This is a genomic window from Floridaenema fluviatile BLCC-F154 (assembly GCF_041929135.1).
GTDB classification, from domain to species: Bacteria; Cyanobacteriota; Cyanobacteriia; order Cyanobacteriales; family Aerosakkonemataceae; genus Floridanema; species Floridanema fluviatile.
Genome location: NZ_JBHFNS010000070.1, coordinates 34,258 through 49,199, shown reverse-complemented (window position 1 = coordinate 49,199; position 14,942 = coordinate 34,258). Strand labels below are relative to the sequence as shown.

Below are 14,942 nucleotides of genomic sequence, written 5' to 3'. Positions count from 1 at the left end.
GAATTTAAAAAACAAACTGAGTGCGTAAATTCCAGACATAAACATTAGGATTGTCATCAAAATTATTCGGATTGCCAATTATATAAAAAGCCGGAATCAGAGAAATATTATTAGTAATTGGCAGAAAGTAAGAAGCCTCAATTTCATATTGAGTACCCCCATTCCCACTACCAGAGGCTAAGAAACGCCGACCCTCTAAAACATCAAACGGCACTAAATAAGAAATCACCGCCAAAGCACCTTTTTTCCCTAGATCGGGAAAACCAATTCCCACTTGGAAAGATTGAGCATTAACATTCCCATCAGACAAAACTGGATTTTTCGGATTAACCTCCGTAGTTCCGTAAGCATAACGCCCAAAAATCCCAAAATTTCGCGTAATTAACCAATCAAAATTAGCCGCAAAAGTGTGAGCAATTCCATAATGAACTGACCCCCCAAAACCATCATCTATCACACCAGAAATCGGTTCCCCCGTGGCACTCCCAATCCCAATTCCAGTCAACTTACCATTTTGATCGAAAATGGGAACATTAGGGTCAATTTTCGAGTAATTATAAATTAGTCTCAAGTTAAATCGATCGCTCGGAGAAATCTGCAACTCCGCCGTTGTCGTACTAGTTGCACCGAATAAACCTTTACCGGGATTTGCCGCCGTATTAAAACCAAATTCGCTAGGAAGAAACTCATCGCTTTCTCCTAAATAAGCTGCCCGGAATTTAACATTTTTGCTAATATCCCAAAGCGCCACCACACCAGAACCGCGGTCAATTGTGTTTAACATAGTACTACCACCAGAATTAAAACTTGTAGTACCCGTCAAGAAAAAGTTAAATAAATTATTGTCAAAGTAGCGATACCAATTAATCCGGGGCCCAAAGACGACACGGAAATTATTCCCGATCGGAAAAGTATAAAACAATTCCCGAATAATAACTTCATTTAATCCCACATTTTGCCCTGCGGTTTGGTCGAGGAACGGCACACCAAATGAGTTATAAAGACCCGCCGAAACATAAGCATTTCCCGGCGAATTGCCATTACCTGCGGCTAATTGTGTCACCAACAAATCTTTACCAGAAAAAGATGTTTCTAGAGTTAGCCACACCAAATTACTAAAGGTTACTTGAGGATCTTTAGCAGTTTGGACAATTGGTGCATTAGTAAAAGAATTGCGTCCTGCTGGTCGAATTTCTAACGCAGCATCAACATTAGAGGTTTCTACTTTCACATTGCCATCAGCAAAAGCACCTGTAACATTAAATGCTGCTAAACCTCGCAACTTAGTAGTAGTAGAAAATTGATTGGCTTCTACTTCAGTGACTCTCGCTTCTAAAGCATCAATTCGACCGCGTAAAGTTGTTAATTCAACGGCAAATTCTTCTTGTAATCTGCGTAAACGATCTAAATCTTCTTTGCTGACACCTTGCGGTAAAGCAGCAATTAATTCTTGAATTCGATCCAAACAACTATTTAAACCAGCGGCGAATTCATAACGAGTCATCGCCCGATTTCCGCGATAAGTTCTGTCTGGATATCCTGCAATACAACCGTATCTTTCTACTAAGGATTGTAAAGCTTGAAATGCCCAATCTGTAGGTTGAACATCGCGCAATTGAGAAACTGATGTTACTTGGTCGATCGACTCATCAAAATTTCCCTTGATTTCGGAGTTAATCGAATCTGGGGTTAAATTTATGTTAATTTCCTGCGCTTTAACTCCAGAAGAATATGTTAAACAACCTGCAATTACTACCGCAACTCCAAAATATTTAGTTGTGTAAAACCTGTTTTTGTTAAGTTTAACTGCTTTACTCATCTCTCACACCTTACACCTGATAATTTGCTATTCAAAGTATAAGGATGTTATCAATAATACTAGAATGACTAATGTAAGCAAAGATACTAGTGTAGTAAGTGAGAAATGAGTGCAATCAATTTATGCTACCCTGGTCAAGCCATTGAGATAATCCTCTAATTGTCGATCGTGGTCGTGACTCAAGTCGCCTTTAGGCAAAGATTCGATCGCGAAAGCCTCAACTTCACTCACCTCTAAAGTATCTTGCGCCCCCATCGTTCCTTGAACCGCAGCTTCAATCAACACCGAAATAGAATGAATTCTCGGATCGCGATCGGGTGCCGAATAAACCCCAACCAAGCGATGTATTTTCACCAAATTGAGCCCAGTTTCTTCCTCTAACTCCCGTTCCACTGTGGTAGGAATATCCTCTCCCCAGTTAACAATTCCGCCCGGTAAACCCCATTTTCCCGTATCCCGTCGTCGAATTAATACAATCCGACCATCGGGCAAAATTGGAATAATTGTTGCACCTGTAACTGGATGGCGAAATAATATACCAAGTACAGTTTGAAAAAATTGCCATAATCGAAGCATATACACCAACAATAATACAACCAGCGATAATTTTAGCTTTATTTTAGGAAACCTATTCCGATCGAAAGATAATGATAAGCTACCCCACTAAAGCTATCCTGTCTTTAAATTATTGATTCTCTATTTCCCGTTCCTTTTCAGGAATTCATTCAAACTGAGAATTTTAGTTCTCTTTGTACTACAATTAATAGATTAGTCAGCACTACGGATGCAACTATGAACTTTCGTCTGAATCACTTATTCAGAATCGCAGCAGCAGTAGATTTCAGTGGTGGTTGAATTCCCCAAATCTTTTAAGCTCAGGCGTTCGAGTATTGTTCAAGACGGCAAGTACTAAAATGCCCTAAAGTGATACTTCTGGTAGTTTATCAATGAGGTGAATATGTCGAAGCGCCGCAATCCCAAAAAAGAAAAGGCGCAGCGTAATAAAGCTTATGCTCGCAAGTTTCGCAAACGCCAAACTACAGGTCGATTCTCGAAGAATCGGAACTGGAAGAGCGGGAAAAGCAATGAAAATGCCGCAGAAAGTCAAGATGATGAGCTAGAAACAGGTGGACAAGATCAATATTAATCCGTCTGAATAGCACAAAGGGAGCAGTTTGGGCGCGATCGGGGAAGTAACTAAAACTAATCAATGTTTTTTCTTCCCTTAAACCCTGCTCTCCCTGTTAATTGGGCGATAATCAAGCACTAAACAACTTTTCTAGGAGTTGTTGCTGCGAGAACGAGCCGCTTGAATAGCTTGTCTTACCTGCTCAAAACCAGTACCGCCGTAACTGTTGCGGGCTGCTACTACTTGTTTGGGAGCGATCGCCTCATAAATATCGTCTGCAAAAGCTGGGTGAAGTGCTTGCCATTCTTCTAAGGTTAAGTCCTTCAACAGCTTATTGGCAGCGATACAAGTTTTCACCACCTTACCAACTAAATTGTAAGCTTCGCGGAAGGGAACGCCCCTAGCAGCTAAGTAATCAGCCACATCTGTAGCATTGGAAAAATCTTCCTCCACCGCCGCGGCGAGTCTTGCAGTCCGAAATTCTAAACCTTCCTGCAATAAAATCTTCATGGCTTCTAAGCAAGCTTTAACCGTTTTCACGCCATCAAACAAAGCTTCCTTATCATCCTGTAAGTCTTTGTTGTAAGCTAACGGCAATCCCTTCATCAACACTAGTAAAGCTTGCAAATGTCCAAAAACGCGCCCAGATTTTCCCCGGACTAATTCCGGTACGTCGGGATTTTTCTTTTGCGGCATAATGCTGGAACCTGTGGCGCAGCTATCTTTCAGGGTAACAAAGCCGAATTCTTGGGAAGACCAGAGAATTACCTCTTCACTCATGCGGCTGAGGTGAACCATAATTAAACTAGCGGCGCAGAGAAACTCGATCGCAAAATCCCGATCGCTCACCCCATCCATACTATTAGCGTAAACACCGCCAAAATTCAGTAATTCCGCTGTGTAATGGCGATCGATCGGGAAAGTCGTCCCCGCCAAAGCCCCAGATCCCAAAGGCGAAATATTTACCCTTTGGTAAATTTCCCCCAACCTCTCCCAATCCCGATTTAGCATTTCCAAATAAGCTAATAAATGATGCGCTAAAGATACAGGTTGGGCGCGTTGTAAGTGAGTATAACCAGGAATTAAAGTCTCTACATTAGCTTCCGCCAAGTCCAGCAAAACAGCTTGAAATTCCCTAATTTGTTGGCGAATTTGGTTAATTTGATCCCGTAGGTACAGCCTGGTATCAGTTCCTACTTGGTCATTGCGCGATCTAGCAGTATGTAGCTTTTTCCCCACATCGCCCTTGAGTTCCGTCAAGCGACGTTCCACAGCAAAATGGACATCTTCCGCATCTATTCCCGGATGGAAAAGCCCCTGACGATGTTCTTGGCGAATTCTTTCCAGTCCTTCCACCAATTGTTCGCCTTCTTCTCGCGAAATAATGCCAGTTTTGGCAAGCATTTTGGCATGAGCGATCGATCCCGTAATATCGTACTCAATCAGTTCAATGTCAAAACTGATACTGGCATTGAAACGAGCGATCGCCGGATGCAAAGCTGACTCAAAGCGTTGACTCCAAGTTTTTTGTTCAGTCATTCGATTTTGGATTTTAGATTTCAGATCTTAGATTACCCCTACAGAACAATCTGTAGCCGCTGGTATAAATTCAAAAAATTTTTCTTTTCCTGACTTTAAGCGATCGGAAACTCACAAGTAAAGTCGAGAATCGAAAAATTTTTACCTACCCAGCAGACTTAATTCAGGAAACAATTGTCAACAACTTGCCACAAATTAACCAAAAGTAGTAAACCCTTTAATGAAATAGCCCAGAATTAATCCAATAATCAAAGCCCAGATTTGACCTGTTTGGACAAAATGATTCCAAGCACTTTGCACCTGTCCCCAAAGATTAGTCTCTCTCACTTGATATGCCAATACCATCACCCAGTAAGGCATTTTCGCCACTAACATCGATAGTGAATCATTGCCATAAACTTGAACCGATAGCCAACCACTTATTGTTTGCATCAAGTTAACAACCATAGCCAGTTTTCCTCACCTTAATTTCCTGTTCCTTATTTTATTGCAGAGACAACCTCCAGAAAATTTTTAGCACAAAAATGGCTATCAGTCTAAAACCAGAGATTTTGATGACCGAAAGGAACAGGAAACAAATATTGTGTTAATTTTTGCACCCATTTACTCGCATTACTACCAGCGTCATATCATCCGCATTGCGATTTCCTTGACCGATAAATTGCTGTACTTGGTCAAACAGATATTCTAAAATCGCTTGAGGTTCCTGGCAGTTTTGACAAGCTTTCTGAAAAACCTGCATCAAATTTTCTTCATCAAAGCGTTCCCCATTCGGGTTAGCAGCTTCCGTAAAACCATCCGTGTAATAAATAATTGTGTCGCCAGCAGCCAGCTGAACCTGTCCCTCTTCATACTGAGAATTAACATCTAAACCAATCAACATTCCCGAAGTATCCAACCGTCGGACAGAATTACTGCTAGCTTGCCACCACATTGGCGGATTATGCGCCGCATTACTGTAAGCAAGAATACCAGTTTGTAAATCGTATTCTGAATAAAACAAAGTTACAAAGCGATGAGAATTTTCTAAATCAGCAAACATTACCTGATTTAAGTGTTGCAAAATCCGCCCCGGAGTATGACCGTTAAGAACTTCTGCGCGTAACATTCCCCTAGTCATGGTCATAATTAAACCAGCGGGTACACCTTTTCCCATGACATCGCCAATGACAATCCCCCAACGTCCTCGAGCAGATGTTACTGGGCTATTTTGATCGTTTGCTTCCTCAGTTTTATTCAGCGGGACATAATGAGTAGGAATAAAATCATAATAATCTCCGCCAACTCGGTTTGCAGGTTGACAACGAGCCGCTAATTTAATCCCAGGAATTTGCGGACATTGACGAGGTAACAACCTCTGTTGAATTTCTGCACCAATTTCTAATTCTCTGTCTAAACGTTCTTTTTTGCGGAGTTCCACTGTTAGTTCGTCATTAGCGATCGCCACCGCTGTTTGATCCGCCACCAACCGCACCAACTTTTGTCGCGTTTCCGTCCAAGTATATTCTGCATCACGGCTAAATACGTACAGCCGTCCTCGTTCCATTTGTTTGACTAAAATTGCTGTACCAAACAAATGAATATCCGATCCTAAACAGCGGCTTACTTGAGCATCTAACAGCGCCAAACCTTTTTCCACTCCCGATGCTTCCTCAAGATCGAATTGCTCGCTTTCGGAACTTACTAAAGCAGCACTTTTCGCCGTCGCATCCTTCACCTTTAAAGTTGCGCTTTCGATCGCCTTGCGAATATCTATTCCTTGAAGATTATCTTGGCAGTGTAACTGTTCCAGCTTTACTTGACCATTGGGTTTTAACAACACCAAAGCACTACCATCAGAATCAGTGACTCTGGTTGCCATTAAGGGAATTAGCTCCAAAAACTGATTCAGATTGTTGAAAGATCTGAGCGCAAACCCTAAAGAACTCAACAAATCTTGGATTTTATGTTGTTCCCGATACAAACGCGCCACCAGCTGTTTGAGCGCAAATACAGGCGTTACTTCGGAAGTATCGCCCTGATTCGCGTAGCGATCCCTACGGGAATCATCGCCTGATTCAGAGGAAAGTTGAGAAAGGGGCACAGTATTCATTACCTAAGCCATCTGGACTAGTTTATTTAGGGATAAAAGCAATAGCAAATTGAATAGCAAGGGTAAACCTAGCGCATCAAAATGGAGAGACAAAAGTATTAGTTGCTCCTGATTCTGCCTGGAATTGTACTAAGAAACCAAGTTCTATCAGATCGTGGGCAGGGTGGTCAACATTTTAACCGAGTTTGGGTAGGATAATACCTTTATCTATTGGGATAAATTCTAGCGAATCACTTCACCATAACAGTATTGATATCTACCACTGACATACCTCTAAAGATAGTATCTGCTGTATTTCTACAATTATTCACAAATTTTATGTATTTCTACTCATTGAATTCCCCTAATTCCGTTCCCAGTATGAATTACTCTTGTAAAGATACCCAAAAAATTTAAGATTATTTACAAATTAAAAAGTAATGGGTAAAGTGCATTGTTTACCCATTACTTTCTCTCTACAGCCGAAAATTTCCGCTTCAACCGCTAAGTAAAGCTTCGACAAATTCGTAGCTAGAAAAGGGGCGTAAGTCTTCGATTCCTTCTCCTGCACCGATAAAGCGAATTGGTAAACCTAACTGTTTCACCACCGCTAAAGCTACTCCACCTTTAGCAGTTCCATCTAACTTAGTTAAAACTACACCGCTGAGTTGGGCTGATTGAGCGAAAACTTCTGCTTGGCGCAATCCATTCTGCCCTAAAGTTGCATCCAGAACTAACAAAGATTCGATCGTCGCTTCTGGCGCTTTTTTGTCGATGATCCGACGAATCTTCGATAACTCATCCATTAAGTTCTTTTTATTTTGCAGTCGCCCCGCTGTATCGACTAAAAGTAATTCCGTACTCCGTGATTTAGCCGCAGTAATCGCATCAAATACTACTGCTGCTGGATCGGTATTATTTCCCGGATTGGCAATTACTTCTACACCGCTACGCTGTCCCCAAACCTTGACTTGCTCTACTGCCGCAGCCCGGAAAGTGTCAGCCGCCGCAATTAAACATTTGTAGCCTGATTTGTCAGCAATGTGAGCAATTTTACCAATAGTTGTGGTTTTTCCGGCTCCATTGACTCCCGTAATCAGCCAAATATTAAACGTATCTTTTTCTGGAGCAAAGCTACGTTTTGCTGATTTTTGCACGGGTGCTTCCAGCATTTCTCGGAGAATGCCTTTTAAATAGGCGATCGCCGCATCAGGCGGCAAAGCTTCTTCTCGGAGTTTACTTTGTAGCGAACCTATGATATAATCTGTCGCCTCAACTCCCACATCAGCTTGCAACAGCAAAGCCTCAATTTCCTCAACCGCAGCTTGATTTAGTGGCCCTTGACCGACGATCGCCTTTAACTGATTAAGAATATTGCGCCGTGTTTTATCTAAACCTTGCCGCAATTTCTTTAACCAAGTAATCTCTTCAATAGAAATATCTTCCGGGCGACGACCTTGAGCCGCTAAAATTTCCGCCGACCAAACAAAACCTTCATCAAAAGCAAGCTCAGGAATCTCCTCGGTTACAGTTTCCGATGTCGCCACTGTCGCCGCTGGTTGTACTTCCGGTTCTGGTTCTTCGATCGCCGTAGCCTTTAACCTTTCTAACCTAGCTTGGCGATCGTCCTTCGCCCAAAACGGAACCTGAACCGCACTTTCTTCGACTTCCGGCGTTTCCGGCGCAGTTTCCACCACCTCAACCACATCACCAGTTTCTTCAACAGTTGCGATCGTCGGACTTTCCGATCCAGTTTCCTCAGAAATCACACTTTCAACAACCGCTGACCTAATCGGCGTTTCCGTCACAACTTCTTCAGTTACCACATTTTCCGATGTAGTTTCTCCCTCCAGCACACTTTCAGGAACTTTCTCCGTCGGAATCTCAGCCACGTCAGTAGTAACTACTTCAGCAGCAACCCCAGTTTCCCCAACAGTTTCCGACTGTTGTTTAGCCTGAATATTTTTATAAGCAGCCTTCGCCCAAGCCAAATAATCTTCCGCAGCTTGTGGTTCAGAAGTTGCTGAAGACGGAATAGATTCTTCTACCTGAGACTCTGGAGGCGAAGTAGCCTCCGTAGCCTCTGGTTGTTTCTGAGTTTTTTCCTTTTCTTTTTCTTTATCGTTATATTGACGACGAAACCAATTAAAAACCATAGCCCTGAAATTTCATTTAGTCACAAAACAGTTATTCCGCTTTTAAGTTAAGGGAAAAAGTTAAAGCATAATTTACCTTTTTCCCTTTCCCCATCACCTGAGATCAATTATCAAATATCAACTATTAATAGGTGATTTCAGTTTGTCACTAACTCGACGTAAAACCCCATTAATAAATCTGTAACCATCTTCACCGCTGTAACGTTTAGCTAATTCTACTGCTTCATTAATTGCAATCCGTTCAGGAATACCTAAAAAGAGCATTTCACAAACAGCAATTCTCAGGATATCCCGATCGATCCTAGCCAACCGATTCAGCTGCCAATCTACCATTGCTTCCGACAACAATCGATCGACTTCCTCACGTTTTACCAAAGTATTCCGCACAATATCTTCTGCATAATTGCGAACATCTCTTTGGTTAGCCAGCTGAATAAATTCCGGTATTTCTACAGAACTACCCATGCGATTAATTGCTTGAGAAGCCAATTTGATTGCTTCTTGAAGCATCGTTCTAGCACTTTGGAGATCCACCGCACGAGTTTGACTGTGTAATAAGCGATCGTCCGCCCTTTGTAACTCTCCAGCAGCTTCCTCCAAAGCTTCCTTAACTTCCGTAGTTAAAGTTCGGATCGCCGCAATAATAAAATCAGGAATTTCCTGTTCCGAAACCTTTTCGGGATTTGTTGGCATCTGAGATAAACTCAGTAAAGCCAATTCACGCGCAACTTGACGAGACTGCATAATATTTCCTGTGATTACTAATTTTTGCTTCTTTTGTTGATGAATGAAAACCTAATTTACATAGCAGTAAGGGGATAAAGGGAGCAGGGAAAACAAAAAGAAAAAGGGAAGTTGATTAACTCAAAACTCAAAACTTCCTTAACTTTCTTCTAAGGGTAAAACTTGCAGCTTACTTTCTGATAAAGAATTTTCCAACTGCCGATCGGGAAGCTTAGGAAGAGATGCCGGAGCTAAAGGACTAGGGCTAACAATCCCACCGGAGATAATTACCTTAAAGGCTTCTTCTACCGACATACCCAAGTCTACCACTTCATCTTCCCGAACAACTGCATACCAACCTGTAGTTGGGTTAGGCGTAGTCGGAATAAATATACTCAGCATTGGTTGATTGGATAAGTGAGACTGCATTTCAGTGCTCAGAGTACCTGTAACAAATGCGATCGCCCACATCCCCCGTCGCGGATACTCCACCAAAATTACCCGGCGAAACTTATTACCACTATCTTTCAATACAGTTTCTAATAATTGTTTCAGCGTTTTGTAAACCGAACCAGCCAACGGAATAGCGTGCAGTACTCGTTCCCCAACATCCAAAAACCAACGACCAACAATATTACGCGCCATCAAACCAATTAGCAAAATACTCAACAGCGGCACAGCCAATCCCACCGCGAGATCCAGCAAATCAACCAAAATTGGATGCAATCCATCAAAAGGATTCAGCCACTTGGGAATCCGGGTGAGAAAATCAATTACCCAAGTTGCTATAGTCACCGTCAACCAAATAGTGGTAGCAAGGGGAATTACCACCAATAAACCTGCAATCAGGTCATTTTTTAAATCCTGTTTCAAGCGTTGGAACACAGATCGCCCACTCTACTATCTACCCTGCTGAAAAATTTATAAAGCTTAATAAGCAACCCCTCTTTCACTTTACTGTACCTTAAGTAAGCGGTTTTCCCACTTCCAGCCAGCAATTCAGTATAAAAGGGGTTAATGATGATAGTATCAGCGATTACAATTTTCTGCATCTAGTTTAAAGCCAACAGAGTTTTTGGGTAGGGGCGTTCGCGTAGCGTGCCGTAGGCATTAGCATTCGGACAAAAAATTTGGGTTTTCAGCCATAAATTTTGACCCGAATGCTTCGCCCCTACAAACTTAACTTAGCTGAGTCAGTAGTTGCTTCTTCAGCAGCAGGCTCAGAATCAGAATTAGGTAAATTGTGATTAACTTCAAAGTTGGGTAAAGGCTGATGCTTCAGTTCCCAAACTTTGAGCATAATCAGATATTCGTAGAAAGCTTGTAAAGTACACCAAGCAAATCCTCCTCTACCATCGAGTATCCCTCCCAGGAGAAAATACATATAAATGAATCGGATTAGGGGGCGAAATGGTAAACGGAGAGATAAATCTTTGAGTGCCCTTCTTCTTTCTACTTCGCTTTGACCAAAAAACAATTCTCGCCAATTAATACTACCTTGTTGTAGCTGACGGAGGGTTTCTTTGGCTTCGTCTGTTGAGTAACGGTTATGTTTTTCAATCCAGCGACTTAATCCTTTGCTACAGGTGTAATGAGGGTAAGTTTCTTGGAGAAAACTGGTTGGACCGTTGCAGACTTCTCTTTCTGTGTGACCATAATCTGTGAACCAAACTTTGTCTTTGCGGAACAGACGCATTTGGTAACGAGGATATTGGGTGCTGCGCCGAATCCAACTACCCATAAACATGACTCGTTCAGCTACGTAGTAACCGATGTATTCCTGACTTTGAGTTGCTTGTAGACATTCCTGAAATAGTTCGGGAGTCATGCGTTCATCAGCTTCTAGGATATACACCCAGTCATATTTAGCGGGAACTGATTGTAGCATCCAGGTTCGCTGTTGTCCGTGGCTGTCAAATTTATGTAGCACAGTTCTTACTGGGTAGCGGTTGGCGATTTCTACGGTCCGATCGCTACTTAAAGAATCTACTACAATCACATCGTCAGAAAGCATTGCTGACTCAATGCAAGCAGCGATATCAATTTCTTCGTTATAGGTCAGGATGTAAATCGAGATCATGTAAAACTTCCAATTAAGCGAGAAAGATAAAGACTTTTTCAGATCTTTGCCTTAGAGTACCCTGACGTTCGCGTAGCGTACCGTCAGGCTTATCGACTCTGGCTATAAATTACTTAAAGTCTTTATTTAGCGTTTTGGGGGCGACTTTTTCCGCGGTGCGGATGGTAGAGACACTAAACCTCTTAATCCCGTTCCCGCTGTCACAAAAAAGCCTAATGCTAATAAAACACTGCTGATTCCAATTTGGATTTGAGACTTGAAAGCCGCAGTTTTGGCTTGAGTGTCTAATTGTTGTTGGCGTTCTCGGATTTGCGTTAGAGTTTGGTTACTAAAGCTTTTGGCTTGTTGATTTAAGAAGTCGTCGAGTACTTGGGGATTGGCTTTCGACTGCTGAAGTATATCTTTCACTTCTTTAGGTACTTGTTGGTTTTGCAGTGCTTCGTTGTACTTTTGTTCGTCTTTGAGTAATTCCCCAATTTGATTTCTAATTTGGGTACGGCGCTGTTCTACTTGAGTTTGAAAAGCTGGACTACTTAATTGAGTTTCAGCTTGTTTTGCTTGCTGTGCTACTCGCTCGATCGCTGCGTTACTCTGAAGTCGCACATTATTAACGTGCAAAGGTGCTATTAGCAAGTAAAGTAACCCTAAAATTCCTGAAAATACCAAGGCTACTAATTTGACAATTTGCCAAATTGGGGTACCTTTCCCGGATGCGTCTGCTACACTATCGATCCAAGTACCAGCCAACAGAAATGCCATTCCCACTAAAGGGATAATTCCCCTTTCTACTAACTGCGTTGTCAGGTTGATTTGCCATCCGCGATCGGTAGGATTAAACGGAATTAGCAACGTGATTGCGTCTATTAAAAAAGACAGTATACAGATTAGTCCAATCACCTTGAGAACTAATGCAGCTGGTGGAGATAATGGATGGCTTGTAGTCGCTTTCATGGTTCTTTTTACTAAAATCTAGAATCGTTTCGTTGAATGACGATCGTTAACTATCTCTAGTTTGTCATGGGTTTTCCGATCGCGACAGTCTTCCGAGTTGTCTGAAAGCTTGATTTATCAAGGACTATAGACTTTATTTAACCCAAAAATTTTCCCCGGACTGGCTGCCAAGATTTAATCAGTAGATGCTCTCATTACTGATATTTAATATGGATGAGCTATCAGAATTCCCAGCAAATCACATTCTATTACCTATAATGCCCTCCAATTTCCAGAAACTCACAATTTGTAAACCTTTTTTCGGCTGCTGGGCGCAATACTCAGATCTGCCAATCCGATCGTCAGCTTTTAGTACCTATCGCATCAGTGAATTCCTTGTACAATTAGGAAAAGTTGCTTCCAGGTTGATGGCAAAAATAATCTCAATCATCGACTGCTGAGTAAACCTAAACAGTAGTTACTCTTAAAAGTAGAAAAATTTAATCATGGACAAAGTAATTCGGGGACTTATTTTTGTTGTAGATGACAACATTGATACTGACCAAATCATTCCCGCAGAATATCTGACCTTAGTTCCCTCTAAGCCAGATGAATATGAAAAGTTGGGCAGTTATGCTATGGCAGGATTACCCGATCGCTACGGCAAATTCATCGCCGCTGGGGAAATGAAAACCCAATATCCGATTATCATCGCCGGGGAAAACTTCGGTTGTGGATCTTCCCGGGAACACGCCCCGATCGCACTCGGCGCATCTGGCGTACAAGCAGTCGTCGCCCAATCCTACGCCCGCATCTTTTTCCGCAACTGTTCCGCTACCGGAGAACTTTACCCCTGGGAATCAACAGTACGTTTATGCGATTCCTTTACTACAGGTCAAGAAGTCACCATTGACTTTGGCAAAAATCAACTTATTAATCATACACTCGGAACAACTTTCGACCTCAAATCATTAGGAGAAGTTGGCCCAGTAATTGATGCTGGTGGTATCTTCGCCTACGCTAGAAAAACAGGTATGATTTCCACTAATGCCTAACTTTCTCTCCATCCAAACCGAAACAAGGTTACACAGATTTTTCTCGGTTTCCTGTTTCCTGTTCCCCCTTCCCGCTACAATCTAAGCAAACAAATTTTGGCATCAGAACTATCCCAACTATGCTACTCAAATCTACAACCCGTCATATCCGTATCTTTGCTGCTGAAGTAGAAAAGAATGAATTGATTCCCAGTGAAAATGTCTTAACTTTGGATATCGATCCCGATAATGAATTAAATTGGAACGAAGAATCTCTGCAAAAAGTTTATCGCCAATTTGATGAACTAGTTGAAGCTTATAACGGCGAAGATTTAACCGAATATAATCTGCGACGTATTGGTTCTGATTTAGAACATTCTGTTCGCACCATGCTCCAAAAAGGTGAGCTTAGTTATAACCTCAACAGTCGTGTAGTTAACTACAGCATGGGTTTGCCTAGAGTTGATTCTGAGGGCGAACCAAACCCATCTTAAAATTACCAAAAAACCAGGGGAATTTAATCAACCTAAGCTTTCCCCTGGCAACTGTTTCTAATTTTTCATAATTAAAGCTAGTTATTTTTTTGGTAAATCTTTCTCTCGTTGTACCAGTTTTTTTAAAGCTAACTGGCGATTACTCATAAATCTATACCAAAATCCCGGAAAAAAATCATCGGTAGTTGTCACAATAGCCCAAATTTCTAAATTCATTAATTTAGTTAAATTTTGGCGAGAAACTTTTAGATCGGTGAGTTTTTCTGCAACTTCACTAATTGGAGAATTATTAATTGGTGAAGTTTTCTCTCCAAGCGAACGATGCGATATATTCTGCCACATAGATAACACCCTGATGATTAAGAAAAAGCAGAAACAACCAGAATTGAGGTAAATTTAATGAAAAATTACCTTGAATAAAATACTGACAGCTTTGCTATTGGTCGATTAACAATTCTCTTTTAATTTAAACCAACAATGGAAAAAACCAAAGCGGGGTGAAACCCCTACTTCCAATGATAGATTAGTAACAGTTGCGAATTACCTGTTACTCCTCCAACCAGATTTATCTGTCAGGTTAATCGAAAATCCGAAGTCGGAAATCTCAAAACGAATGACAAAACAAAAACCTCTGAATCCCTGGAACTACAAACCTTGGTGGTGTCAGCCTTGGTCAATTCTACTAACAGGTACTATATTAATTAGTGGTAGTTGGTTCATTTGGCGAACATTTTGGCTAACATTAGCGATCGCTCTGCCAGTATTAGCTTGGATGGGTTTCTTTTTGCTAATTTGGCCTCAGTTAATCAGACAAAGTGGCATCCTCGAACAGTATCCTGTATCAACATCAGATCGGGATCGGAGTCACTGATTGAGATTCAGGCGTTACAATGAGCAATGATCCGGTTAAATTAGTCTACTGAACCATTCTCAGTTCTTTTGTTCCAATGGCGATCGGCACGAGAAA

At 41.6% G+C, this 14,942-nt stretch carries 15 protein-coding genes; 4 read left to right on the top strand and 11 right to left on the bottom strand.

Annotated elements, in window-relative coordinates:
- Positions 1-4 precede the first annotated feature (4 nt).
- The gene (locus tag ACE1B6_RS18215) at positions 5-1,819 is read right to left on the bottom strand and encodes an iron uptake porin (RefSeq protein ID WP_413258674.1); all 1,815 of its coding nucleotides are present in this window, start codon (positions 1,817-1,819) and stop codon (positions 5-7) included.
- Between the two features lie 120 nt (positions 1,820-1,939).
- Positions 1,940-2,395 carry an NUDIX domain-containing protein gene (locus ACE1B6_RS18210; RefSeq protein ID WP_413258673.1) on the bottom strand — a complete coding sequence of 152 codons (456 nt, stop codon included), beginning with the start codon at positions 2,393-2,395 and terminating at the stop codon, positions 1,940-1,942.
- 382 nt (positions 2,396-2,777) lie between these two features.
- On the opposite strand from ACE1B6_RS18210, the gene ACE1B6_RS18205 reads away from it, so the two are divergent.
- Complete coding sequence (locus ACE1B6_RS18205; RefSeq protein ID WP_413258672.1) at positions 2,778-2,966, top strand: hypothetical protein; 189 nt, start codon at positions 2,778-2,780, stop codon at positions 2,964-2,966.
- Positions 2,967-3,098: 132 nt separating this feature from the next.
- Here the strand turns inward: ACE1B6_RS18205 and argH are convergent, their stop codons facing one another.
- The 8 genes from argH to hpsJ-B all read right to left on the bottom strand — a co-directional run bounded on the left by argH (position 3,099) and on the right by hpsJ-B (position 12,468).
- Positions 3,099-4,487: an argininosuccinate lyase gene (gene argH / locus ACE1B6_RS18200; protein WP_413258671.1), complete on the bottom strand. Its 1,389-nt coding sequence runs from the start codon at positions 4,485-4,487 to the stop codon at positions 3,099-3,101.
- Between the two features lie 195 nt (positions 4,488-4,682).
- A complete protein-coding gene (locus ACE1B6_RS18195) occupies positions 4,683-4,934 on the bottom strand; it encodes a hypothetical protein (protein WP_413258670.1) in 252 nt (83 codons plus the stop codon).
- A gap of 139 nt (positions 4,935-5,073) precedes the next feature.
- Entirely contained in the window at positions 5,074-6,579 is a 1,506-nt protein-coding gene (locus tag ACE1B6_RS18190) for a PP2C family protein-serine/threonine phosphatase (protein ID WP_413258669.1), read from the bottom strand.
- A gap of 476 nt (positions 6,580-7,055) precedes the next feature.
- Positions 7,056-8,714 (bottom strand): signal recognition particle-docking protein FtsY, encoded by a 1,659-nt coding sequence (gene ftsY / locus ACE1B6_RS18185; protein ID WP_413258668.1) that lies wholly within the window; start codon positions 8,712-8,714, stop codon positions 7,056-7,058.
- Between the two features lie 117 nt (positions 8,715-8,831).
- A complete protein-coding gene (gene nusB / locus ACE1B6_RS18180; RefSeq protein WP_413258667.1) occupies positions 8,832-9,458 on the bottom strand; it encodes a transcription antitermination factor NusB in 627 nt (208 codons plus the stop codon).
- A gap of 138 nt (positions 9,459-9,596) precedes the next feature.
- Positions 9,597-10,322 (bottom strand): DUF502 domain-containing protein, encoded by a 726-nt coding sequence (locus tag ACE1B6_RS18175; protein WP_413258666.1) that lies wholly within the window; start codon positions 10,320-10,322, stop codon positions 9,597-9,599.
- A 286-nt stretch (positions 10,323-10,608) separates the two neighbouring features.
- Entirely contained in the window at positions 10,609-11,517 is a 909-nt protein-coding gene (locus ACE1B6_RS18170) for a glycosyltransferase family 2 protein (protein ID WP_413258665.1), read from the bottom strand.
- A 126-nt stretch (positions 11,518-11,643) separates the two neighbouring features.
- Positions 11,644-12,468, bottom strand: coding sequence for a hormogonium polysaccharide biosynthesis protein HpsJ (gene hpsJ-B, locus ACE1B6_RS18165; protein WP_413258664.1), 825 nt, complete (start codon positions 12,466-12,468; stop codon positions 11,644-11,646).
- Between the two features lie 485 nt (positions 12,469-12,953).
- Between hpsJ-B and ACE1B6_RS18160 the strand changes: the two genes are divergently transcribed.
- Entirely contained in the window at positions 12,954-13,502 is a 549-nt protein-coding gene (locus ACE1B6_RS18160; RefSeq protein ID WP_413258663.1) for a LeuD/DmdB family oxidoreductase small subunit, read from the top strand.
- Positions 13,503-13,621: 119 nt separating this feature from the next.
- Positions 13,622-13,975: an NAD(P)H-quinone oxidoreductase subunit M gene (gene ndhM, locus ACE1B6_RS18155; protein ID WP_413258662.1), complete on the top strand. Its 354-nt coding sequence runs from the start codon at positions 13,622-13,624 to the stop codon at positions 13,973-13,975.
- Positions 13,976-14,056: 81 nt separating this feature from the next.
- Here ndhM and ACE1B6_RS18150 read toward each other — a convergent pair whose 3' ends face one another.
- The gene (locus tag ACE1B6_RS18150; protein WP_413258661.1) at positions 14,057-14,317 is read right to left on the bottom strand and encodes a hypothetical protein; all 261 of its coding nucleotides are present in this window, start codon (positions 14,315-14,317) and stop codon (positions 14,057-14,059) included.
- A gap of 271 nt (positions 14,318-14,588) precedes the next feature.
- Here ACE1B6_RS18150 and ACE1B6_RS18145 point away from each other — a divergent pair, with 271 nt between their 5' ends.
- The gene (locus ACE1B6_RS18145) at positions 14,589-14,846 is read left to right on the top strand and encodes a DUF6737 family protein (RefSeq protein ID WP_413258660.1); all 258 of its coding nucleotides are present in this window, start codon (positions 14,589-14,591) and stop codon (positions 14,844-14,846) included.
- The last annotated feature ends 96 nt before the right edge of the window (positions 14,847-14,942 follow it).